The organism is Yoonia sp. SS1-5 (assembly GCF_038443705.2).
Classification (GTDB): Bacteria; Pseudomonadota; Alphaproteobacteria; order Rhodobacterales; family Rhodobacteraceae; genus Yoonia; species Yoonia rhodophyticola.
This window is the reverse complement of the sequence record NZ_CP151767.2, coordinates 2146462-2167670: the sequence shown is the minus strand read 5'-3', so window position 1 is coordinate 2167670 and position 21209 is coordinate 2146462. Positions and strand designations below refer to the sequence as shown.

21 protein-coding genes and 1 pseudogene are annotated in these 21209 nt (G+C 60.1%); 10 read left to right on the top strand and 12 right to left on the bottom strand.

All coding sequences use genetic code 11. The features are described from left to right. Positions 1-60: 60 nt before the first annotated feature. The 5 genes from AABB31_RS12310 to AABB31_RS12290 all read right to left on the bottom strand — a co-directional run bounded on the left by AABB31_RS12310 (position 61) and on the right by AABB31_RS12290 (position 5857). Positions 61-570, bottom strand: a complete 510-nt coding sequence (locus AABB31_RS12310; RefSeq protein ID WP_342077855.1) for a DUF3035 domain-containing protein — start codon at positions 568-570, stop codon at positions 61-63. A 55-nt stretch (positions 571-625) separates the two neighbouring features. Continuing rightward, positions 626-1117: a signal peptidase II gene (gene lspA / locus AABB31_RS12305; RefSeq protein ID WP_342077856.1), complete on the bottom strand. Its 492-nt coding sequence runs from the start codon at positions 1115-1117 to the stop codon at positions 626-628. A 48-nt stretch (positions 1118-1165) separates the two neighbouring features. After that, a complete protein-coding gene (gene purH / locus AABB31_RS12300) occupies positions 1166-2755 on the bottom strand; it encodes a bifunctional phosphoribosylaminoimidazolecarboxamide formyltransferase/IMP cyclohydrolase (RefSeq protein ID WP_373634798.1) in 1590 nt (529 codons plus the stop codon). 18 nt (positions 2756-2773) lie between these two features. Further along, positions 2774-4480, bottom strand: a complete 1707-nt coding sequence (locus tag AABB31_RS12295) for a heparinase II/III family protein (RefSeq protein ID WP_373634797.1) — start codon at positions 4478-4480, stop codon at positions 2774-2776. A gap of 102 nt (positions 4481-4582) precedes the next feature. Then, positions 4583-5857 carry an RsmB/NOP family class I SAM-dependent RNA methyltransferase gene (locus AABB31_RS12290; RefSeq protein ID WP_342077859.1) on the bottom strand — a complete coding sequence of 425 codons (1275 nt, stop codon included), beginning with the start codon at positions 5855-5857 and terminating at the stop codon, positions 4583-4585. 70 nt (positions 5858-5927) lie between these two features. Here AABB31_RS12290 and AABB31_RS12285 point away from each other — a divergent pair, with 70 nt between their 5' ends. Together AABB31_RS12285 and AABB31_RS12280 are read left to right on the top strand one after the other, a co-directional pair. Then, complete coding sequence (locus AABB31_RS12285) at positions 5928-6104, top strand: DUF1674 domain-containing protein (RefSeq protein ID WP_373634796.1); 177 nt, start codon at positions 5928-5930, stop codon at positions 6102-6104. 32 nt (positions 6105-6136) lie between these two features. Beyond that, on the top strand, positions 6137-6400 hold the full coding sequence (locus AABB31_RS12280; protein WP_342077861.1) for a hypothetical protein: 264 nt from the start codon (positions 6137-6139) through the stop codon (positions 6398-6400). 294 nt (positions 6401-6694) lie between these two features. On the opposite strand, the gene AABB31_RS12275 is transcribed toward AABB31_RS12280, so the two are convergent. The 3 genes from AABB31_RS12275 to dapB all read right to left on the bottom strand — a co-directional run bounded on the left by AABB31_RS12275 (position 6695) and on the right by dapB (position 8619). After that, complete coding sequence (locus tag AABB31_RS12275; RefSeq protein WP_373634795.1) at positions 6695-7270, bottom strand: hypothetical protein; 576 nt, start codon at positions 7268-7270, stop codon at positions 6695-6697. Between the two features lie 105 nt (positions 7271-7375). Then, complete coding sequence (locus AABB31_RS12270) at positions 7376-7735, bottom strand: dihydrodipicolinate reductase (protein ID WP_342077863.1); 360 nt, start codon at positions 7733-7735, stop codon at positions 7376-7378. A gap of 62 nt (positions 7736-7797) precedes the next feature. Continuing rightward, positions 7798-8619, bottom strand: coding sequence for a 4-hydroxy-tetrahydrodipicolinate reductase (gene dapB / locus AABB31_RS12265; protein WP_373634794.1), 822 nt, complete (start codon positions 8617-8619; stop codon positions 7798-7800). 99 nt (positions 8620-8718) lie between these two features. On the opposite strand from dapB, the gene rbfA reads away from it, so the two are divergent. Both rbfA and AABB31_RS12255 read left to right on the top strand, forming a co-directional pair. Further along, positions 8719-9114 (top strand): 30S ribosome-binding factor RbfA, encoded by a 396-nt coding sequence (gene rbfA, locus AABB31_RS12260; RefSeq protein WP_342077864.1) that lies wholly within the window; start codon positions 8719-8721, stop codon positions 9112-9114. Continuing rightward, positions 9114-9839, top strand: a complete 726-nt coding sequence (locus AABB31_RS12255; RefSeq protein WP_342077865.1) for a phosphodiester glycosidase family protein — start codon at positions 9114-9116, stop codon at positions 9837-9839. Before rbfA ends, AABB31_RS12255 begins: the two co-directional genes overlap by 1 nt. An 8-nt stretch (positions 9840-9847) precedes the next feature. Here AABB31_RS12255 and AABB31_RS12250 read toward each other — a convergent pair whose 3' ends face one another. After that, entirely contained in the window at positions 9848-10252 is a 405-nt protein-coding gene (locus AABB31_RS12250; protein WP_342077866.1) for an NUDIX hydrolase, read from the bottom strand. Then, positions 10249-10887 carry an SGNH/GDSL hydrolase family protein gene (locus AABB31_RS12245; RefSeq protein WP_373634793.1) on the bottom strand — a complete coding sequence of 213 codons (639 nt, stop codon included), beginning with the start codon at positions 10885-10887 and terminating at the stop codon, positions 10249-10251. The genes AABB31_RS12250 and AABB31_RS12245 overlap by 4 nt, the downstream gene beginning before the upstream one ends. A 108-nt stretch (positions 10888-10995) precedes the next feature. Here AABB31_RS12245 and AABB31_RS12240 point away from each other — a divergent pair, with 108 nt between their 5' ends. From AABB31_RS12240 to AABB31_RS12230, 3 genes are read left to right on the top strand one after another with little or no spacing between them, the layout of a single operon-like run. Beyond that, entirely contained in the window at positions 10996-11907 is a 912-nt protein-coding gene (locus tag AABB31_RS12240; RefSeq protein WP_342077870.1) for a co-chaperone YbbN, read from the top strand. Positions 11908-11934: 27 nt separating this feature from the next. Then, on the top strand, positions 11935-12576 hold the full coding sequence (locus tag AABB31_RS12235; RefSeq protein WP_342077871.1) for an LON peptidase substrate-binding domain-containing protein: 642 nt from the start codon (positions 11935-11937) through the stop codon (positions 12574-12576). Next, on the top strand, positions 12573-12752 hold the full coding sequence (locus AABB31_RS12230; protein ID WP_342077872.1) for a Trm112 family protein: 180 nt from the start codon (positions 12573-12575) through the stop codon (positions 12750-12752). Before AABB31_RS12235 ends, AABB31_RS12230 begins: the two co-directional genes overlap by 4 nt. A gap of 27 nt (positions 12753-12779) precedes the next feature. Here the strand turns inward: AABB31_RS12230 and AABB31_RS12225 are convergent. Continuing rightward, a pseudogene (locus AABB31_RS12225) lies at positions 12780-14026 on the bottom strand (UbiH/UbiF/VisC/COQ6 family ubiquinone biosynthesis hydroxylase). Positions 14027-14069: 43 nt separating this feature from the next. Between AABB31_RS12225 and AABB31_RS12220 the strand changes: the two are divergent. The 3 genes from AABB31_RS12220 to AABB31_RS12210 all read left to right on the top strand — a co-directional run bounded on the left by AABB31_RS12220 (position 14070) and on the right by AABB31_RS12210 (position 19660). Then, the gene (locus tag AABB31_RS12220) at positions 14070-15401 is read left to right on the top strand and encodes an amidase family protein (RefSeq protein WP_342077873.1); all 1332 of its coding nucleotides are present in this window, start codon (positions 14070-14072) and stop codon (positions 15399-15401) included. Between the two features lie 153 nt (positions 15402-15554). Continuing rightward, positions 15555-16733 carry an aminotransferase class I/II-fold pyridoxal phosphate-dependent enzyme gene (locus AABB31_RS12215; protein WP_342077874.1) on the top strand — a complete coding sequence of 393 codons (1179 nt, stop codon included), beginning with the start codon at positions 15555-15557 and terminating at the stop codon, positions 16731-16733. An 11-nt stretch (positions 16734-16744) separates the two neighbouring features. Then, positions 16745-19660, top strand: coding sequence for a DNA translocase FtsK 4TM domain-containing protein (locus AABB31_RS12210; RefSeq protein WP_342077875.1), 2916 nt, complete (start codon positions 16745-16747; stop codon positions 19658-19660). A gap of 68 nt (positions 19661-19728) precedes the next feature. Here the strand turns inward: AABB31_RS12210 and AABB31_RS12205 are convergent, their stop codons facing one another. After that, positions 19729-21150 (bottom strand): hypothetical protein, encoded by a 1422-nt coding sequence (locus AABB31_RS12205; RefSeq protein ID WP_342077877.1) that lies wholly within the window; start codon positions 21148-21150, stop codon positions 19729-19731. Positions 21151-21209 lie beyond the last annotated feature (59 nt).

Genomic DNA, 21209 nt, shown 5'->3' with positions numbered 1-21209 from the left:
GGTATCAACCTACGTCCGAAAGACCCGGGTTCAACCGCACTTACGTGGATGTGAGTTTCGTTACTGCGGGGTTGGTCCCTGCGACACCGCAACACCGGCCGCGCGCAACCGGGCCAATTCGGCCGGGGCATCCAATACCTGCCCTGCATAAGCCGCGAAATAGCGGTCGCGTCCCAGCGGGTTGAATACATTGGTGGCCCGTCTGCGGTTCAACCGGGCCTCGTCCGCGGCGGCAAGTGTCGCACGGATACCCGGTTCGACCCCGTAGCGGCTGGTATGCGCGATCAGCCCTTGATCCTGCACCGGAACGCCGCCCGCAATCTGCAAGCTGGCAGCGCCGCCAAGTGCTGCAATCGCATCTGCCTTGGGTGTCGGGTCTGCCCGGTTGGTCCCGCCCGGTGTTGGCTGCGGCAGCGCGGCGGTGGTCGGAATGGCCAGCGGGCGCTGCGGGATCACCGCAAATTCATCGGGGCCGCCGCCAGCCGCCTGCAGGTCGCGCAATGGCCGGTCCGTATTTCCACATGCTCCCAGCAGGCTTAAAGCCAGACCAAACACAATGATCGCACGCATCAAGGCAGTTCCTTCAAAACTCGTCCTGTTTCTTTAGCCGATAGGTGCGGGGAGGTCACGCGCTCTTCTTGCGGGTGCTTTTCCCTTTTCCGTCATCAGCCAGAAAGGCCAGCCCAATCGCACCGATAAAGATCGCGATATCGGCGACGTTGAACGCATAAGGGTTGTTGATCCCGCAGCAGGACATGTTCAAAAAATCCGCAACTGCCCCGTAAAGCAGCCGGTCGATGACGTTGCCCATGGCCCCGCCAACCAGAAAGCCGGCCGCGATATATACCCATTTGGTGCCGCCGGTTCGCTGCAGCCACCACAGCACCCCCAATGTGATCGCAAAGGCCACGCCGATCAGAACCCAGCGCATGTCGAAATCCGAAAACAGCCCGAAATTGACCCCCCGGTTCCACGCCATCCGGAATTCCAGAAAAGGCGGAAGCACCTCGATCCGGCCGTCGGCATCGTTGATCAGCCCCAGCCAGTGAACGACATAATATTTGGTAATCTGGTCAAGCATGAAGACCCAGAAGGCAGTCCAGAACGTCAGACGCAAGAATGATCTCCTATCTTTGCGGGGTCGGGGCGGCCTTGGCCAGCCGACCTAGTGCTTGAAATGGCGCATGCCGGTAAAGACCATGGCGATGCCGGCCTCATCTGCGGCGGCGATGACTTCGTCATCACGCATCGAGCCGCCAGGTTGAATGACGCAGGTTGCACCGGCTGCGGCGGCCTCCATCAATCCATCGGCAAAGGGAAAGAACGCGTCCGAGGCGACGGCCGATCCGATCGTCAGCGGTTGGGGCAACCCCATTGCCTCTGCCATACGCTCTGCCTTTTTGGCGGCGATCAAGGCACTGTCCAGGCGCGACATCTGCCCGGCACCCACCCCGACGGTTGCCTTGTCCTTGACGTAGACGATGGCGTTGGATTTGACGTGTTTGGCCACTTTCCATGCGAAAAGTAGATCGGCCATCTGTGCGTTGGTGGGCGTCTTCTTTGTCACAACCCGCAGGTCGTTCATGCCCACATATCCGGTGTCCTTGTCCTGAACCAGCACACCCCCGGCCACCTGCCGATAGGTCGTGGCGGGCGCGCTTGGGTCCGGCAGCCCATCAGTGGTCAGCAATCGCAGGTTCTTTTTTGCCGCAAAGACGGCACGGGCCTCGGCCGATGCGCCCGGCGCGATCACGACCTCGGTAAAGATCTCGACAATGGCCTTGGCGGTGTCCTCGTCCAGCGGCTGGTTCAGCGCCACGATGCCGCCAAAGGCACTGGTGCGATCACAATCAAACGCATTGCGGTACGCCTCGGTCAATGTGGCGCCGCGTGCCACCCCACAAGGGTTGGCGTGTTTGATGATTGCAACGGCCGGTCCGTCCACCGGGTCGAATTCCGCGACCAGCTCGAATGCGGCATCTGTGTCGTTGATGTTGTTGTAAGACAGCTCTTTGCCCTGATGCTGAATGGCGGTTGCAACGCCGCGCCGTCCGGTTCCATCGGTGTAGAATGCTGCGCGTTGATGGCTGTTTTCGCCGTAGCGCATGGTTTGCTTGAATGTCGCGCTGAATGACCGGCGGCGCGGGGTATCAGCCCCAACTGCGCCTGCCATCCATGTGCTGACGGCTGTGTCATAGGCGGCTGTGCGGGCATAGGCTGTCTGGGCAAGACGCTGCCGCAGCGCCAGGGTTGTTTGCCCGTCATTTGCATCAAGCGATGCGATCACATCGCCATAGTCTTCCACATCGGTGACAACCGTCACAAAGGCGTGGTTTTTCGCCGCAGAGCGGATCATCGCAGGCCCGCCGATATCAATATTCTCGATACATGCATCGAATGTGCCGCCCTTGGCGACGGTTTCCTCGAACGGGTAAAGATTGACGACCAGCAGGTCGATGGGGCCAATGTCATGTTCCGCCATTGCGTCGCGATGTGCGGCAATATCCCGGCGGGCAAGCAAGCCACCATGGACCACCGGGTGCAGCGTCTTGACCCGCCCGTCCATCATTTCGGGAAATCCGGTGACGTCAGCAACGTCGCGCACATCCAGACCAGCATCGCGCAGCGCCTGCGCCGATCCGCCGGTGGACAGCAATTCCACCCCGCGTTCCGCGAGGGCGCGGGCCAGATCAACCAGCCCCGTTTTGTCAGACACAGAAAGTAGCGCGCGGCGCAGTGGTGCGAGGTTGGTCATTCCATCTCCCCAAAGAGGTCAGTCAATCGCGTCCAGCAGATCCTCTTGCAGAAGGTCCCGACCACCGTCAGAGGCGTCGCGAACCTTGGTAAATGACCACCGGACGGACGTCGCATAGGACAAAGCGCGCCCGGATAAAACCACCTGTTGCGTCTGTCGCGGCTTTAATCTGCCATTTTCCAGATAAACCGACGGCGCGAGGGCCAGTTTTGCGGTCTGATCGTGATGAAAGCTCCATTCTTCGCCTGACGGCAGGGTAATGGCGATCTCTTGGCGGGCCGCGTCAAATGTGGGCGCGACATCCGGATGCAGGTGAAACCGCAGCGAGAATGCGATCCCTTCCCCGCCTGACCGGCCCAGCACATCGTCGAACCGGGCCTTGTCGACCTCGTCCAGTGCGGCAAGAATATCTTCGCCCTGCAGTTTGCGCCCGTCGAATGACAGATCCAGCATGCGTCCATGGGACATGCCGTGGGTCTGGACATACCCGTCATGCGACAACTCCACCCGCCGTTGCCGGTGGCCGTTGGGAAATTCGCACGTGACATTTGCAGGTACCTTGGCCAGCAGTTCTGTGCCGGCCGCACCGCCAAGCTGGACCTGCAAATCCGATGATGACGCCCCGTCGATCCCAAGTGTCGAGTGGCTTGGCGTTGCGCGGCTGGCGCGTTGCCAATCCCCGCCAAACAGTGCGCCCGGCCCACAATTGACGATAACGGGCCTGCGACCCGATGTCAGTTCCAGCGCCAATGTGCTTGCATGCGCATTGGCCGATGCCTGTCCCGTTGGTGGTTGGGCGGCATCAACGAGCAGACTTGTCCGTCCAAAGGCCAGCCGCAGATACCCCATATGTCGCTTGGTCTTGTCCAGCGGGCGTGCTTTGGATGCCATCAGCGCGGCGTCAAGCCGCCCTTCGGGCCCACGTCCACCACCATGAAACCGTGCGAGCCCGCCATCGGTATGGCGCAGCGCGCGCAAGGTTGGCGCAATCCGATCAATCGCGCCGGTCAATATGTCCGGCACGGCGCGACTGGTCAGTTCCAGTGACTGGGTCGTCCAGACCAAAAGGCTGAATAGCTGCAGCAAGTCTTCGGGATTGCGGTTCGCAATGGCCCCATCCGCATCAACCAGAATGTCGCAATCCCGTTGCATCGCAGCCAGGGGGCGGTCGGCATGTTCGTCCATACCGTTGAGCAACAATGCCGCGTGAATAGCCCCGGCCTGCGCTTCGAGCCGTGGCAGCCCCTCGGGGGCGGTGTGCCATCTGCGCGCCAGAAAAAGGCTTTGCTGACCAAGGCTGGTGAAAAAGCGTTTCCGCTGGGCCTCATCCTGCCGACGCAGGATAAACGGGCCATGATTGATCCACCGCATCAGGCGTCGACCGGTCAGATCAGGGGTCCAGCCCGCATCCCGGCCATCGCCATAGCGGGTGATCCAATCAAAAACCCAACTCTGGGCCAATGCGCGGGCAGGTTCAGTGCCGATCGCTGCAAGATCATCCAGCCAGGTGCAGCCTTGGATTTCCCTGCCGATATCAGATCGGTGCGGGGCCACGTCCCAGATGGATCTGCCCGGCTCTTCGACCAGCAGACCCGAGAACAGAAATTTCCCGTCGACCAATTGGCGCCCGCGGGCGACGCGCCCGATTGTGCGCGGCTCTGGCGGGATGGCGAAAGCGGTATCGACCTTGCGGCGGGCGGCGCGCCGGGCATGAAACCGGTTCATGAAATTGACCCTGCGGGCGTGCCATGTGTTTGGTTGCGCCACTGCCGTCACACCCTTGCCTGTTCTGCCTGTGCGGAAACATAAGAAAGGTCGGCTGCCAAGTCACGCGGCCTTTCGCAGCACCGCGATATAGAACCCATCCATGCCACCCTGATCAGACCAGTAGTCGGGGCGCAGCCGCAGGCCCCCGTCGTCGGTCACCCAGTCGGGCGCGATACCGGGCCCCGTGATGGCGTCCCTTTCGACGGTCAGGTTAGCATGCCGCGCCAGCGCGTCTTCAACCTGAACCTCGCCTTCGTCGGGCAACAGTGAACAGGTGCAATACAACAGCCGCCCACCCGGTTTGATCAGCCCAACCGCATGGTCGATCATCTGTTCCTGCAGTGCCATCAGATCCCCGAATTCCGCGCCGTCCTTGGCGTAGGGCAGGTCGGGATGCCGCCGGATCGTGCCGGTGGCAGAGCAAGGCGCGTCCAGCACAACGACATCCCTTTGTCCGCTGTCAAATGCCAGCGCATCGGCGACGACCAATTCTGCCTGCAGGCCTGTGCGCTGCAGGTTCTCGGCAACCCGCGCCATCCGGCGCTTGGACAGATCGACAGCCGTGACCTGCGCCCCACCTGCGGCAAGTTGCATCGTCTTCCCGCCCGGCGCGGCGCAGAGATCGACGATATTCAACCCGGCCACATCGCCCAGCATTTTGACGGGCATGGCGGCGGCTGCGTCCTGTACCCACCATGACCCATCGGCATAGCCCGCCAATTCCGATACCTGCCCTGCATCCGCAACCCGGATCGAACCGTTTGGCAGCACGACCCCACCGGTTGCCTTTGCGACGGCGTCCGGGTCAGCCTTGGCCGTCAGATCAAGCGGCGCGCTGGCGAAATGGGCGGCCTCCATTGCGCTGACCGTCTGTCGTCCCCAGGCGGCGACCAAGGGCTGTCGCAGCCAACCCGGCAGAAGGGGGACGGCGCGGGCGTTCCAACCCTCGGGTCCTTCGGCGGCGATTTTGCGCAGGACGGCGTTTGTCAGGCCCTTCATGGATTGGGTTCGTTTGTTGCGGCTGACGATTTCCACAATCGCATTCACCACGCCATGGGCGGCCTCACCCGCGCAAAGTTCGGTCGTGCCTAGCCGCAGCGCGTTCATCACATGGGGTGGCGGGGCCTTTTTCAGGTAGGGTTTCAGCATCCGGTCCGCCCGATCCAGCCCGCGCAATGTGTCTGCCGCCAGACGCTGGGCGCGGGCGCGGTCCTCAGGTGCCAGATCAGACAGGGCGCCGGCGGTGATCAGTTCGGCCATCAACCGGCCTTCTGTTGTGATCTGCATCAGCAGGGAATGGGCCGCTTTGCGGGCGGGCAGGCCGGTTGTGCGCATGATGCTATCCCTTGAACGTGGCTGGGGCGGGCGTATATCACAAGGGCATAAGCGCACAAGGACAGCCGCGATGAGCGATGAGAAAAACGACATTCCCGACGCTGCCAAACGGGCATTGGCCGAGGCCGAGGAGCGGCGCAAAACCGCCGCCAGCGCCGCGCTTCCAGTTGAACTGGGTGGGCGCGACGGGCCGGAACCGGTACGATATGGTGATTGGGAAAAAAAAGGGCTGGCCGTCGATTTCTAGCCATCCCGCACAACAAGAGCAGGAATAAAAAAATGAAAAGAAGTGCAATGATTTGCGTGATGGCGCTGGGTCTGGGAACTGGCGTACAGGCGCAGCAGGCATGCTCGCCCACCGTCATTCAGGACAGGTCAGCCGAGATGGTCACCGCGCTGCGGACCATCGGTGAACGCGACGCAGATCGGGTTCAGGTGATTTCGCAGGAAATCGAAGACATGATGAACGCGATTCAAAGTGGAACCGGCGACCTGAACGAGGTATGCGCCATGTTTGACCGGGTGATTGCGGAAGCAGGTTAGGGTCCGGACCCATTCATTCCATGTCGCCAGTTTGACTGATTTTGGTTGTGACGAGGCGCAGCCCCGCCGTAATAGTGGTTCTATTGCAAGGGGATGTAACGCTGCTCACGGGCAAAATCGGCCAAACCCTTTGGGCGCGGATTTCACTTCATCTCAGCGGCGCGGGCCGCTTGTCCGTAGAGCAACTATGGCCGGCGCGTCCCGAACCACTGACATTTCGTGAAATCTGCGCTGGCGACATGGAATGAATGGGTACTGACCCTAGCGTTTGCCTGGCACGGACGGGTCCTGCCCCTAGCTCGATTGATCAACCGATTCAAAAGATACGGTATCCAGTGCGATGCCGTCGGGATCTTCGTTGGTAATGATCAGCCCCGCGATATCAGCCTGCTGGTCACGGCGGGCAAAGGCATAGGATTTCTCGGCCAATGGCCCAACGATATGGGTATCAATGACGGTCCCGTCCCGTGTCAGGAACCCAAGTGTAGCGAACCCGCCTTCGCCCCCGCGCAGATCAAAGCCCACGATGGGCTGGTCGTGATCAAACAATAGCGCAATCGCGCCTTCGCCGGTGGCCGTATGGTTCGGATAGCCGGTGGGGCCATACCCGCTAAGAACGTTGGTTTGTGGCAGTCGGATGATGGTCAGGTTTTGCGCCGGCGCGCCGGGGCGGAGCGTCAAGGGCCCCGTCGCCTGTCCGGTGACCCGATCAAAATTGCCGACCGCACCCATGGACTGACCTGCAAAATGTTCACCAAAGGCAATCCCATCCATCCAGATGACATCTGCAAAGGGCCGGCCAGGTCCAAAACCGCTGGCCTGATCTTCGAACGTGATCACCTTTGCGAAATAGATGCTGTCCGCGGCCACGGGACAAATCGGTGTTTCACACGCCTGTCCCATCGCCGGGAAAAATACAAAAAAAAGCCGCCACATAGTGCAGAGCTTAGCAAGCTTTGACGGTGCGTGGCAGATTTAATTGATGCTGAAAGATGCAGAATCCCCGGCACCCTGATCGACGGTAAAGCGCAGGTTGGCGCCATCGAATTCGACCAGCTGACAGTTGTAAGGGATCGGATCGCCGCCCCAGCTCATCTCGCGGCAGAAATACCCGTCCTGCCAGTCCCACGTACCGGTGATGTCCCAGCCGATGGCTGACCCTTCTATCTGCCCGTTATCAAGCACGTTCAAACGCACCCCATAAAGGCGGTTTCGCAGGAGTTTTCCGTCGACGAGCGACACGAATGTCGCCTCATCCTTGATGGCTTCGTAGGCATCAGCGCCGGCAGGTGCTGCGGCTATAACGATGGAAAGTGCGGCGATGAACCGTTTCATCAAACACCTCTTTGTTTCTTGCGTGTTGGTATAAATACGCCTGAACGAGGTGTTTGGTTCACTTATTCCTTTTGCGACAGGCCCAGAACGTCCAGCATATCATAGGCGCCGGGCAGTTTTGATTGCCCCCAAAGGGCTGCCTTTACAGCGCCGCGGGCAAAGACCGCCCGGTCCGTCGCGATGTGGCGCAAAACGATCCGCTCGCCCGGGGCGGCAAAAAGGACGTCATGTTCGCCCACGATATCGCCCCCCCTGATGGCGGTGAAACCGATATCGCCACGCTTTCGCGCGCCGGTGATCCCGTCGCGCCCGCTGTCGCGCACATCGTCCAGCGAAACACCGCGCCCTTCCGCGGCAGCTTCGCCCAGCATCAACGCGGTTCCTGACGGGGCATCGACCTTTTGCCCATGATGCGCCTCGATCACCTCGATATCAAAATCGGCGTCAAGCGCTGCGGCGACTTTCTTTGTCAGTTCGGTCAATAGATTGACCCCAAGCGACATGTTTCCCGCGCGCACGATCACCGTGTGATGTGCGGCCGCTTCGATTGCGGCGATATCATCTGCAGAAAGCCCCGTTGTGCCGATGACGTGAACGGCCTTTGCCTGCGCGGCAAGGCCTGCAAATGCGACAGTGGCTGCGGGTGCGGTAAAGTCGATCACGGCCTGCGCGTTGGCAAAGGCTGCAAGCGGGTCATCGCTGACCACAACGCCGGCTGGCTGACCGCCCATCATGACGCCCACATCCTGCCCGATCCAGTCATGCCCGGGTCGTTCAAGGACAGCGGTCAGTTTGCAGCTATCAGAGGCCAGAATGGTCGCAACCAGCATCTGGCCCATGCGTCCTGAACCGCCTGTGACGACAATGCCCGGTTGTGATGTCATGGCTGCTATCCTTTTATTGCCGCGACGTTCTTAGCGGCGGATCGCCCGCGGTGCAAAGCCTTGCTTGGCATCGGGGATCCAAATGCTTAAATGACCCCTATGGCTAAACAATCAAATCGCGATGGCAAGGCTCCGACGCAGCGAATGTTGCGAGTGGGGGAACAATTTCGCCGCATCCTGTCAGAGGTCCTGCAGCGGGGTGACGTACATGATGATGATCTGGCGCGCATGTCGATTACCGTTGGCGAAGTGCGCATGACCCCCGACTTGCGCATTGCAACCGCATTTGTGCTGCCGCTGGGTGGGCAGGGCAAGGAAGACGCGCTGGCGGCCTTGCGCCGCAACAAACACGAGATACGGCATCTGGTTGTCAAAGGCGGATCAATGAAGTTCGCGCCCGAGCTGCGGTTCGAGCTCGACGGAACATTTGATCAGATGGATGCGACCCGGGCCTTGCTGTCGGATGATCACGTCCGTCAGGATCTGGAAGACTAATGCGCTGGCTTGTGTTTTTGCTGTTGCTTGGAACGCCAGCGGCGGCGGTGACCTGCGACGATTTCGATCATGAAGGCAAGAGCTATACTGCATGCCATGTCGACGCGGCGCGCGAAGCATTGCGCCTGTTCCATGCGGACGAGGACGGAACCGTGCTGGGCAGTTTCAGCGCGGTTGAGGCGACGCTGGATGTGGAAATGCTGTCCTTTGCCATGAATGCCGGGATGTATCATGATGATCGCGCACCGGTCGGCCATTATGTTGAAAACGGCATCGAGAAGATGCGTGTGATCACAACCGAAGGGCCCGGCAATTTTGGATTGCTGCCAAATGGCATTTTCTGCGTCAATGACGGGTCCGCGCAGGTTTATGAGACGCTGCAATATGTCGATTTGCAGCCCCGATGCCGCGATGCCACCCAGTCAGGGCCGATGCTGGTGATTGATGGCGCCCTGCATCCCCGGTTTCTGCCGGATGGCACGTCCCGTTTCATTCGCAACGGTGTTGGAACCAGTGCCGACGGCACGCAGGCCGTTTTTGTCATTTCGAATGACCCGGTGTCGTTTTTCGAATTTGGCACCGTGTTTCGCGATTATTTGAAGTTGCCAAATGCCTTGTATTTCGATGGCAAGGTATCGCGACTGCATGCGCCGTCTTTGGGTCGTTCGGATATCGGGTTTCAACTAGGTCCGATTGTCGGGGTTGTTGATAATGGGATGGATTGAAATCCATCCTACGACGTTGCCAGGTTGATCAACCGCTGCACGTCTGCGCTGGTATCAACCGCGGCGATATCGCTGATCTTGATCCAGCGTGCATCACTGACGTCATCGGCTGGATAAGGGTCCCCGCGTTCATACGCGCATAAGACGGCCGCCAGCAGGAAGTGGTGCTGCAAATCCCCGTCTTTATTCCGAATGATGATATCAAGATTGGTCAGGTACCGGATGGGCCTTGCCATCACGGATGTCTCTTCGCCCAATTCGCGCACGGCGGCGGCCAGCGCTGTTTCCCCCGGCTCTACATGCCCGCCCGCAAATCCCCATTTGCCTGCGTCCGGTTCTTTGCGCCGCTTGACCAGCAGCGCCGCATCATCCCTGATCACAACCGCGAGTGCCGCGAGGGTGGGCCGGATCATAGGTTCTTGATCCGCGCTGCGACGGCTTGCGCAAGTGCCAGATGCCCCGCCGGATCAAAATGGACCCCATCGACAGGGCTGGACGCGATATGCTTGCCTGCATCCAGAAAATGCACGCCCCGCGCCGCGGCCAGCTTGGCGCAATATTCCGGCAAGGCAACCGTCTTGGCATTTGCCCCGAAAAAATCGGCTGATATGGGGCCTTGTTCCAAGACCGGTGGCGGGCAAATCAGCAGAATCTCAAACCCCCCATGCCGTGTCTGGTACTCATCGGACTGCGCGATAGCGAGCAGACTGGCCAGACCTGCGGCGATCCCGTCCGCGCTGAGACCGAAGAACGTCTTGCTGTCATTTGTTCCCAGCATGATGGTCAGCAAATCAATAGGTCCGTGGCTTTCCAGCGCAATCCGCAGACCCACTTGCCCATTCCGATGCGTCCCCATCACAGGGCAGTCATGCGCAGCTGTCCGCCCGGGCAGCCCGGCCTCGATCACCTGCCAATCCGGCTGCAGCGAGCGCCCCAGAAGAGTTGGCCACCGGACGTCCGCGCCATAACGCGCATAGACCATACGGTCGGTCATCGGCGGTGTGCCGTGGGTGTTGCTATCCCCATATGCCAGTATCGTCTTTGCCATGCAGGCCACGCTACTGCCGCGTTGCAAACCGGTAAAGCGCGAATTCCCCTTGGCCTTTGCACCCAATGCACACATATAGACAGCGAAACGCTATCAAGGAGACCTGCCATGCTTGAACTTGGCGAAGCCACGCCCCCAACCGGTGATCTTGTGATAGACGGAACTGACGCCAGTTTTGCACAGGATGTGATCGAAGCCTCGCAGACCGTCCCGGTTATTGTGGATTTCTGGGCCCAGTGGTGTGGCCCCTGCAAAACACTGGGGCCCGCGCTTGAGGCTGCGGTGACCAAGGCAGGCGGACGTGTGAAGATGGTCAAGATCGACGTGGACGCCCATCAGGCCTACGCCGCCCAGTTACAGGTGCAGTCGATACCGACTGTCTATGCCTTCTACCAGGGCCGCCCGGTTGATGCGTTCCAAGGTGCGCTGCCGCCGTCCGAAATCGAGGCATTTGTCAAAAAGGTCGCTGATCTGGCAGGTGACCCCGCAGCCGAAGGGCTGGAGGCCGCGATTGAGGCTGCCGAGCAGATGCTGGATGAAGGGGCCGCCGCAGATGCTGCCGAGACCTTTGCCGCCATCCTGCAGGAAGAGCCTGCCAACGCACCGGCCTATGCGGGCCTTGTTCGTGCCTATCTGGCGCTGGATGATGTTGATCAGGCCGAGGCGATCCTGAACGGCGCCCCTGCAGAGATCTCAACCGATCCGGCACTGGAAAGCGCACATGCCCAGATCATGCTGGCGCGCGAAGCCGCCAATGCCGGCCCGGTTGCCGAATTGCAGGCCGCCGTCGAGGCAGAGCCCGACAATCATCAGGCCCGCTTTGATCTGGCCACCGCCCTGCATGCCAACGGGCAGGCCGAAGAGGCCGTGGATATGCTGCTGGAGCTGTTCCGCCGTGACCGAGACTGGAATGACGGGGCGGCCAAAACCCAGCTTTTCACTATATTTGATGCTCATGAAGCGAAAGATCCCATCGTTTTGAACGGACGTCGCAAGCTGTCGTCGATGATATTTGCCTGACCTGTCCTGCGGGCTAGTTCAATGGTCATGATATCATCAACAGACCTGCCAGACACGATCCCGGTGTTTCCGCTGCCCGGTGCGCTGCTTTTGCCGCGTGCGCGCCTGCCGCTGCATTTGTTTGAACCGCGCTATCTGGCAATGTTGGATGACGTGCTGAAAACATCGTCGCGCCTGATCGGCATGGTGCAGCCCTATGATGCGCCTGACAGCAACGGCAAGCTGCATACCATCGGCTGCGCAGGCAAGCTGACGGCCTTCTCCGAGACGGAGGATGGCAGATATATGATCACCCTGTCTGGCGCGTCACGCTTTCGGATCGTCAAAGAGATCGAAGGTTTCACCCCTTACCGCCGTTGCGAGGTCAACTGGACCGGGTTTGAACGTGATCTGGGCGCGGTGGAGAAGGACCCCGGTTTTGATCGGCCCGTCTTCATGAAGGCGCTTGGTCGGTTCCTGAAAGAGCAGGGGCTATCGACCGACTGGGACAGTCTGGGCGACGCAGAGGATGAATTGTTGATCAACTCGCTGTCGATGCTTTGCCCGTTTGAGCCGGAGGACAAACAGGCCTTGCTGGAAGCGCATTCGCTGTCGACACGCCGCGAGACGCTGTTGACCCTGATTGAATTTGCGCTGCGCGGTGGATCAGGCGAAGAGGTGATGCAATGAGTGAACCGGATTTTGACCCCAAAATGCTCGAGGCCCTTGTCTGCCCCATGACGCAGGCCACACTGACGTATGATCCCGAAAAACAGGAACTGGTGTCAAAACCGGCCGGGGTGGCGTTTCCGATCCGCAACGGCATTCCGGTCATGCTGATGGATGAGGCACGCAAGCTCGACTAGGGTCCAGGCCTTGGGGCGGTTCCTGTTTCAGCCGCGCATGAGCCGCGGTAAGTCACCCGTCAGCCCAGCGGCCTCGCGGATGAAACCGCGCCTTGCGCCGGGGGCTGCGTTCACCAGGCCCATTCCGATATCCCTGATCGTCCGCAATAGCGGGTTATCGTTTGAAAACAGTCGGTTGAACGTATCGGTGGCAATGGCCAGTGTCGCAGTGTCGAACCTGCGCCACTGCTGGTAGCGGGTCAGTGTCTGTGTGCTGCCAATATCCTCGCCCCGCGCGCGCGCGTCAGACAGAACCTCGGCAAGTGCTCCGACGTCACGCAGCCCGGCATTCAGCCCCTGACCCGCAATCGGATGAACCCCATGTGCGGCATCCCCGATCAGCGCAAGCCGGTCGGCAATCAGACGATTGGCCAGCGTCAGCCCAAGCGGATAGGTGTACCGGCTGCCGATCAGATTGATCTGGCCCAGAAAGCTGCCGAAAGCGGGCCGAAGGGCTGTCAGGAAGTCGGCATCGTCCATGGCGGCCAGTGTTTCTGCTCGGCTTGTCTGCTCGCTCCAGACTATGGAACTGCGGTTTCCGGTCAGCGGCAAAATGGCCAGCGGACCGCCGGGCATGAAGAACTGATGCGCAATCCCGTTATGAGGCAGCGCGTGTTCGACGGCGCAGACGACAGCAGTTTGGTCATAGCCCCAGCCGGTCCGCTTGATCCCGGCGCGCTGGGCGGTTTCGCTTTGCCGCCCATCCGACCCCACGATCATCTGCCCGCTGATGGTTTTGCCCGATTGCAGCGTGACGCTTGCCTGCGTGCCTTCGACGGCTTGCGCCACAACCGTTTCGGCATCGTAGAGCGTGATCCGGTCATCGCCAGCCATCGCATCAAGGAATGCACGACGCAGATGCCGGTCTTCGACCAGATAGCCCATTGGCCCTTCTTCGATTTCGGCATGATCGAAATGCATCATCCATGGACTGGGGCCTTCGCCAGCGCGCCCATCGGTGACCTTGATTTCCAGCATCGGCTGCGCCGCATCGGCGATTGCATCCCAAATGCCGATACCATCAAGCAACCGGGTAGAGGCCAGCGCCAACGCATAGCTGCGCCCGTCAAAATCGGCTTGCTGTCGCTTGGCGCGGGGCAGTGCATCAATGATTGTCACACGAAAGCCCGACTGGGCCGCCGCCAATGCAAGGGCCGGCCCGTTCAGCCCGCCCCCCACGATGATGATATCGGTATCCATGCGCGCAATATGCGCGGTCTGACGGGATTGTCCATGCGCCTGATGGCCGCTACCGTCGCCCCAAACAAGGAGAGCGCGATGCAAGACTGGCGATGGATGAGTGCAGCAAATCTCGGGCGGGGGATTGCGGCAGCGGATATCGACCCGGTCGCGCTTGCAGATGTTTACCTTGATGCCATCGACGCCCATGAACATCGCGACCGCATTTATGCAAGGGTCACCCATACCCGCGCCCGGGCCGAGGCTGCTGCCGCATCCGCGCGTGCCCAATCGGGCCTGCGGCGCGGCCCGCTTGATGGGGTTCCGGTCTCGTGGAAGGACCTGTTTGACACGGCAGGGATCGGAACAGAGGCCGGCACCGCCCTGATGGCCGGACGGGTCCCCGATGCGGATGCGGATGTGTTGCAGGCAGCAACAGCGGCCGGTCTGGTCTGTCTGGGCAAGACGCATATGTCCGAAATCGCGTTTTCCGGGCTGGGATTGAACCCGATCATGGGCACACCCCCATGTGTCAATGATCCCGATGCCGTGCCGGGTGGGTCCAGTTCGGGGGCAGGGGCGTCTGTTGCATTTGGTCTGGCGGCGGCTGCCATCGGATCAGATACAGGCGGGTCCGTGCGGATACCCTCGGCCTGGAACGATCTTGTTGGGCTGAAGACCAGTCATGGGCGGCTGTCATTGGGTGGGACCGTACCGCTTTGCCTGACATTTGATACGGTTGGTCCGCTTTGCCGGTCGGTCGAGGATGCAAATCTGTTGCTTGCCGCGCTCGAGGGGGCGAAACCCAGTGATCTTGGCAAGACGGACCTTGCAGGCGCGCGGCTGATGATCCTTGATACGATTGTCCCTGACGACGTGCGCGACTCCCCGCGCCAAGCCTTTGACGCGGCTGTTCAAAAGCTGGCGGCAGCGGGCGCCACGACCCATCACCGGTATTTCGCACAGCTTTTTGACGCGTTCAACGTGGCCGGCAACCTCTATGCTGCTGACAGCTACGGGTGGTGGCGCGATCTGGTCGAGGCACATCCCGAAAAGATGTTTCCGCAAATTCTGGAGCGGGTGCGCGGCGGCCAGAGTGTCAGCGGTCCCGAATATGTGGCGGGCTGGAACCAGCTGCGTGATATCCGCAAGCAATACGCGGCCGAGACGGCTGAATTCGACGCTGTGATCATGCCAACGGCGCCGATCCTGCCGCCAGATGCACAACGGCTGCTGGATGATGACGCCTATTACAAATCCGAAAACCTGCTTGCCCTGCGCAATACACGGGTTGCCAATCTGATGGATGTCCCCTCAATCACCTTGCCAACCGATACGCCATCCTGCGGGATCATGTTTAATGGGCAAAACGGCCAGGAGGCCCGGCTTTTGCGGCTTTGTGCGGCGGCAGAGACGGTCTTGCGGGCCTGACAGGCGGTACAATTCAGCGATTTGATCGCGCCAGGGGGCGACTCAAAAGCCACAAAACCCTTTTGATGTCAGTCCTTTTTCTGGACAGTACAGGCCGCGCCGGGCTAGTTTGAACAAAAGCGGGGCGACATGATCCCGTAAATTGAGGCAGTTATGGTGTTTCCCGAGCGGTTTTCGAACCTCCCGGTCGCGACGTGGCCACGTTTGCGTGCGTTATTGGACGTACCAAGCAAGGCGTCGGATGTGATCAATATGACGATTGGCGAACCACGCCACGCGTTTCCTGCATTTGTGGGCGATATTCTTGCCGCCAATCTGGAAGGCTTTAACAATTATCCCAGCAACGAAGGGCAGGCCGATCTGCTGACCGCGATGGGTGGCTTTCTTAAGCGGCGCTATGGGCTCGACATCCCGAATGAGCAAATCATCGCGCTGAACGGCACGCGCGAGGGGCTTTATAATGCTGCAATGGCGTTGTGCCCTGAAACCAAAAACGGCCAGCAACCTGCCATTCTGACCCCCAATCCGTTTTACCCGGTTTATGGCGTTGCGGCCCTGTCAGTGGGGGCCACGCCGGTTTATATCCCCGCCACCGAAAGTTCGGGCCATCTGCCTGATCTTGCGGCGATCCCTGCCGATGTGTTGGATCGCACGGCCATCGCCTATATCTGCTCGCCCGCCAATCCGCAGGGGGCCGTTGCCGACGAGGCCTATTGGCGCGCGGCGATTGCGCTGGCCGAGACACATGATTTCAAGATTTTCGCGGATGAGTGTTATTCCGAGATTTATCGTACGACGCCGCCGCCCGGTGCGTTGGAAATTGCGCATCGCATGGGCGCTGATCCCGACCGGGTGATGATCTTTCAATCCCTGTCCAAGCGGTCCAATCTGCCGGGCCTGCGGTGCGGCTTTGCGGCCGGCGGGGCCAAATCAATCGCGCGTTTGCGGCAGTTGCGGGCCTTTGCGGGCGCGCCCCTGTCCGGGCCATTGCAGGTTGTGGCCACCAAAGTCTGGAATGACGAGGCGCATGTGGATGAGAACCGCGCCCTTTATCACCGCAAATATGAGATCGCGGATGACATCTTTGGCCATATCCCCGGCTACAAGTCACCTCAGGCCGGGTTCTTTTTGTGGCTGCCCGTCCTTGATGGTGAGCAAGCCGCGCTGCGGCTTTGGCAGGAAACCGGGGTGCGTACCTTGCCCGGCGCATATCTAAGCCAGGATGTCGACGGGCAGAACCCCGGCAAGCACTATATTCGGGTCGCATTGGTGGCCCCAACACAAGAAATGCAGCGCGGTCTGACCCTGATCCGCGACTGTTTGTATGGTTGAGGAACGATCACATGGCATCATATCAAACACGGCAACGCGATCCGCTACTGGACAGCACGACACAGGCCGCGATTGAAAAACGGGGTCGTGAGTTACTTGGTCTGGGCCTGATCATTGCCGGTCTGCTGATTGCGGCCATGGTTGGCAGCTATTCACCGGATGACCCAAGCTGGATTTCCGCAACGGACGCGCCGGTGCAGAACTGGCTGGGGCATTTTGGTGCGTCGATCACTGCGCCCTTGATGATGATCATGGGGTTGGGCATTTGGGTCTTGCCCATCGTTCTGGTCGCATGGGGCGCGCGTTTTGTGCTGCATCACGGGCAGGAACGGGCCGTTGGTCGCCTGATCTTTGCGCCCGTCGCGATTATACTTGGGTCGGTCTATGCGGCCACGTTGACGCCGGGGGTCGATTGGCCCGCCAATTTCGGACTTGGTGGTCTGTTTGGCGATACGGTTCTGGGTGTGATCCTCACGATTGTGCCGTTCGGGACAAGCTTTGGCGTCAAATTTCTGTCGCTTTTGTCCTTTGGCGCCCTGTTGGCACTGCTTGCCTTTGTGCTGGGCTTTACCCGGCCGGAATTACGCACCGGCGGACGTTTTCTGTTTCTGGGGACGGTCATGCTATATGCGACCTTGCTGAAACTTGTAGGGAAGGGCGCCAGTCTGTCTGCCAAGGCGGCCCAGGGGGTGACTCATGCGGTTCAGGAACGTCGTGCGCAGGCTGCAACGGCCCGCGCGGATCAGGTCTGGATCGAAGAGGCCGGTGGCCTTGCAACGGGCGATACAGATCTGCGCGCAAAGGCGGCCGCAGTTGTGCGCGCCAACCCGGTCATGCCGGTATCCGAGCCCCCATTGACCACGCCAACCATGCCAACTGCCCCGCCGCTTGCCGCCCCGGCGAGGGCGCCAGAGCCCGAGCAGACGGGCTTTCTGACCGGCCTGTTGCGCCGCAATGATCTGCTGCCCGAACCGGAACTGGTTACCCCTGATCCCGTGGCGGAACCTGCACCGGGCAGCCCCGACCGTGTCAGCGCGCGCATTGCCGATGCGATCAAGAACCGGTCCAAGCCCCCATCACCCACAGGCATTCGTATCGAACCCACATTGACCGCCGGGCGCGGCCCCAAGCCGCTGGTGTTCGACAACACCCCGGCCGCAGATGGCCCCGCTACGGATGACCCGCTGTTTGAAACCGATGGTGAGCCGATGATGGTGAACCCGGATGCCCCGCGCATGGCCGCGCCGCATATGCCCATCCCGCCGGTTAACGTACCGCCGGCCCCGTCGCTTGCGCCGATTGCAACGCCGGAAGCCCGCAGCGTCGTGCAGCACCCGCCCAAAAAGGCCCCGCAGCAATCCACGCAGGCCAAGGCCGAAGCGCAGCCAACGCTGAAATTTGACGACCAATATCCCGGCTACGAGCATCCGCCACTTGGGCTTTTGACCAACCCGATTGAAATTCAGCGCCATCATCTGAGCGATGACGCCTTGGCCGAAAACGCCCGCATGCTGGAAAGCGTGCTGGATGATTACGGGGTTAAAGGGGACATCGTCTCGGTCCGGCCGGGTCCGGTTGTGACGATGTATGAACTTGAACCGGCGCCGGGTCTCAAGGCCTCGCGGGTGATTGGTTTGTCGGATGATATCGCCCGGTCCATGTCGGCCCTGTCGGCACGTGTATCCACCGTACCGGGGCGCAGCGTGATCGGGATCGAATTGCCCAACGAAAATCGCGAGAAGGTCGTGTTGCGCGAAATCCTGTCCCATCGCGACTTTGGCGATGGCAACCACAAGCTGCCATTGGCGCTGGGCAAAGATATCGGCGGGGAGCCGATTATCGCCAATCTTGCCAAGATGCCTCACCTGCTGATCGCGGGGACTACCGGGTCAGGTAAATCCGTGGCGATCAACACGATGATCCTGTCACTTCTTTACAAACTGACCCCGGAAGAATGCCGGATGATCATGATTGATCCCAAGATGCTGGAACTCAGCGTCTATGACGGCATCCCGCATCTGCTGTCGCCCGTTGTGACCGATCCGAAAAAGGCGGTTGTTGCCCTGAAATGGGTCGTGGGCGAGATGGAGGAACGCTATCGCAAGATGTCCAAAATGGGCGTCCGGAATATTGATGGCTATAACGGCCGGGTTCGCGATGCCCTGTCCAAGAATGAGATGTTCAGCCGGACGGTCCAGACCGGCTTTGACGATGAAACCGGCGATCCGATCTTTGAGACCGAGGAATTCCAGCCCGAAGTTCTGCCCTATATCGTCGTGATCGTGGACGAGATGGCCGATCTGATGATGGTCGCGGGTAAGGAAATCGAGGCCTGCATCCAGCGTCTGGCCCAGATGGCCCGTGCCTCTGGTATCCACCTGATCATGGCCACGCAGCGCCCGTCTGTGGACGTGATCACCGGCACGATCAAGGCGAACTTCCCCACCCGGATTTCATTCCAGGTGACGTCGAAAATCGACAGCCGCACGATCCTGGGTGAGATGGGCGCCGAACAGCTGCTGGGCATGGGTGACATGCTTTATATGGCGGGCGGATCCAAAATCACCCGGGTGCACGGCCCCTTTGTCAGCGATGAAGAGGTCGAGGAGATCGTCAACCACCTCAAGGGCTTTGGCCCGCCGGAATACATGTCCGGCGTGGTTGAAGGGCCATCAGATGATGCAGAAAGCAGCATTGATCTGGTGCTTGGTCTTGGCGATGGGTCCGATAGTGAGAATGCGCTCTATGACACTGCGGTGGCGATCGTGATCAAGGATCGGAAATGTTCGACCAGTTACATCCAGCGAAAGCTGGCGATCGGGTATAACAAGGCCGCCCGTCTGGTGGAACAGATGGAAGACGAAGGTGTCGTCAGCGCGGCCAACCACGTGGGCAAGCGCGAGATTCTGGTGCCAGAGCAGCAATAAGCTGCGGGCGCAGCAATAAAAAAAGGCCGCCAAATTGGCGGCCTTTTCGCGTTTCTGAGGCGATGATCTTATTGCTCGACGCCGTCCAGATCGAAACCGTCTGCAATCTTGGATGCAACAGCGCTGACACTGCCTGTGCCGTCATCGGCCTGCAGCAGTTCCATACCGGTATCATCACCATCATCATTATTGGCGGTTTTGGTATAGGCCGCAGTGACAGCAAGATTACCGTCCTGGTCTTCTTCGAAAACAGCGCCTTTGCCGCCATTGTTCATTGCGGTTGCGCCAACCATCCGGCCATGGACATCGCCGGCATCCAGTTCGGACATCTTGAAGCCGTCATCGGTGTTGCCGCTTGCATCCGTGTTGATGAACTGAACGATGATATCACCGTTGTCTTCCTCGTCGAAGTCAACGCCTTCATCGAGGTTGCCGGTGATGACCGAGTTGATCATGACTGTTTCGATATTGCCCTCGCCCGCTTCGTCAAAGTCGATGCCGTCATCAAGGTCGATGCCAAATTCATACGCTTCGACATTGCCTGAATCGTACAGATCGACCTCGCGCTCAAAGCAGCGATCATCGAGGGATCCGGTCACGGGTCCGGGGATGTCGGCCACTGTTGCTTCGCCGTCTTCGAATTCGGCCTCGTCATCCTCTGGCATGTTGCCGGACAGCAAGGCTGGATCACAATAGCCGCCATTATTGGTGAATGCGGTATCAACAACCGTTGCAATCACACTGCCATCCTGTCCTTCGTCCAGTTCGACACCATCGGCACCGACACCGGTGAACAGTGACCCATAGGCGGTGAAGTGAATGTCGCCTGCCCCACGCTCGTCCACGCGGAAACCATCGGCGTCAAAGCGGCCATTGCCCGCATCGTTTACCTCGACATTGGTCAGGGCGATATGGATCGACGCAGGAGAGCCGTCGCCAGCCCCACCCTGACCACCGCCGCAATCATCAGCAAGCAGACAGTCGGAGATATGAATGCCGTGGTTTGCGACGCCTTTGACGGTCACATCGGTCAGCGTGATAAAGACCGTTTCGGTCTGATCATCGCGCACGTCGACAAAAATGCCCTTGCCCGCGGTCTGTCCATCCACATCGCCGCGTGCCTGAATATGGTAGCCACCGGGTCCCTCAAATGTCAGGTCCGAAATGGCGATGCTGGCACCTTGGCTGACGGCGAACAGGGTTGCATTGGCGTCCGTCTTGACGGTTTGGCCCATGCCGACAACCGTCAATGGGGCCGTCCCATCATAGCTAAGCGTTGTGTCGATATTCAGCGTGCCATCGGCAAGCACCACGATGCGCGCGGGGTCCGAAGCTTCGGACGCGGCGGCCAGCGCGGCACGCAGGCTGCCCTCACCGCTATCTGCCGTTGTTGTGACCAGCAAATCCGTCTGGGCCAATGCACCCGAGCTGATCAGCGCGATGGCGGCAGTGGTCCCGGCCAAAAGGGTGGATTTCAGTTTCGTCGTCATAGTTACCTCTTTCAAATTGGTAAGTGTAATAAACAGTTCCCAGCATGGCGCTCGCACGG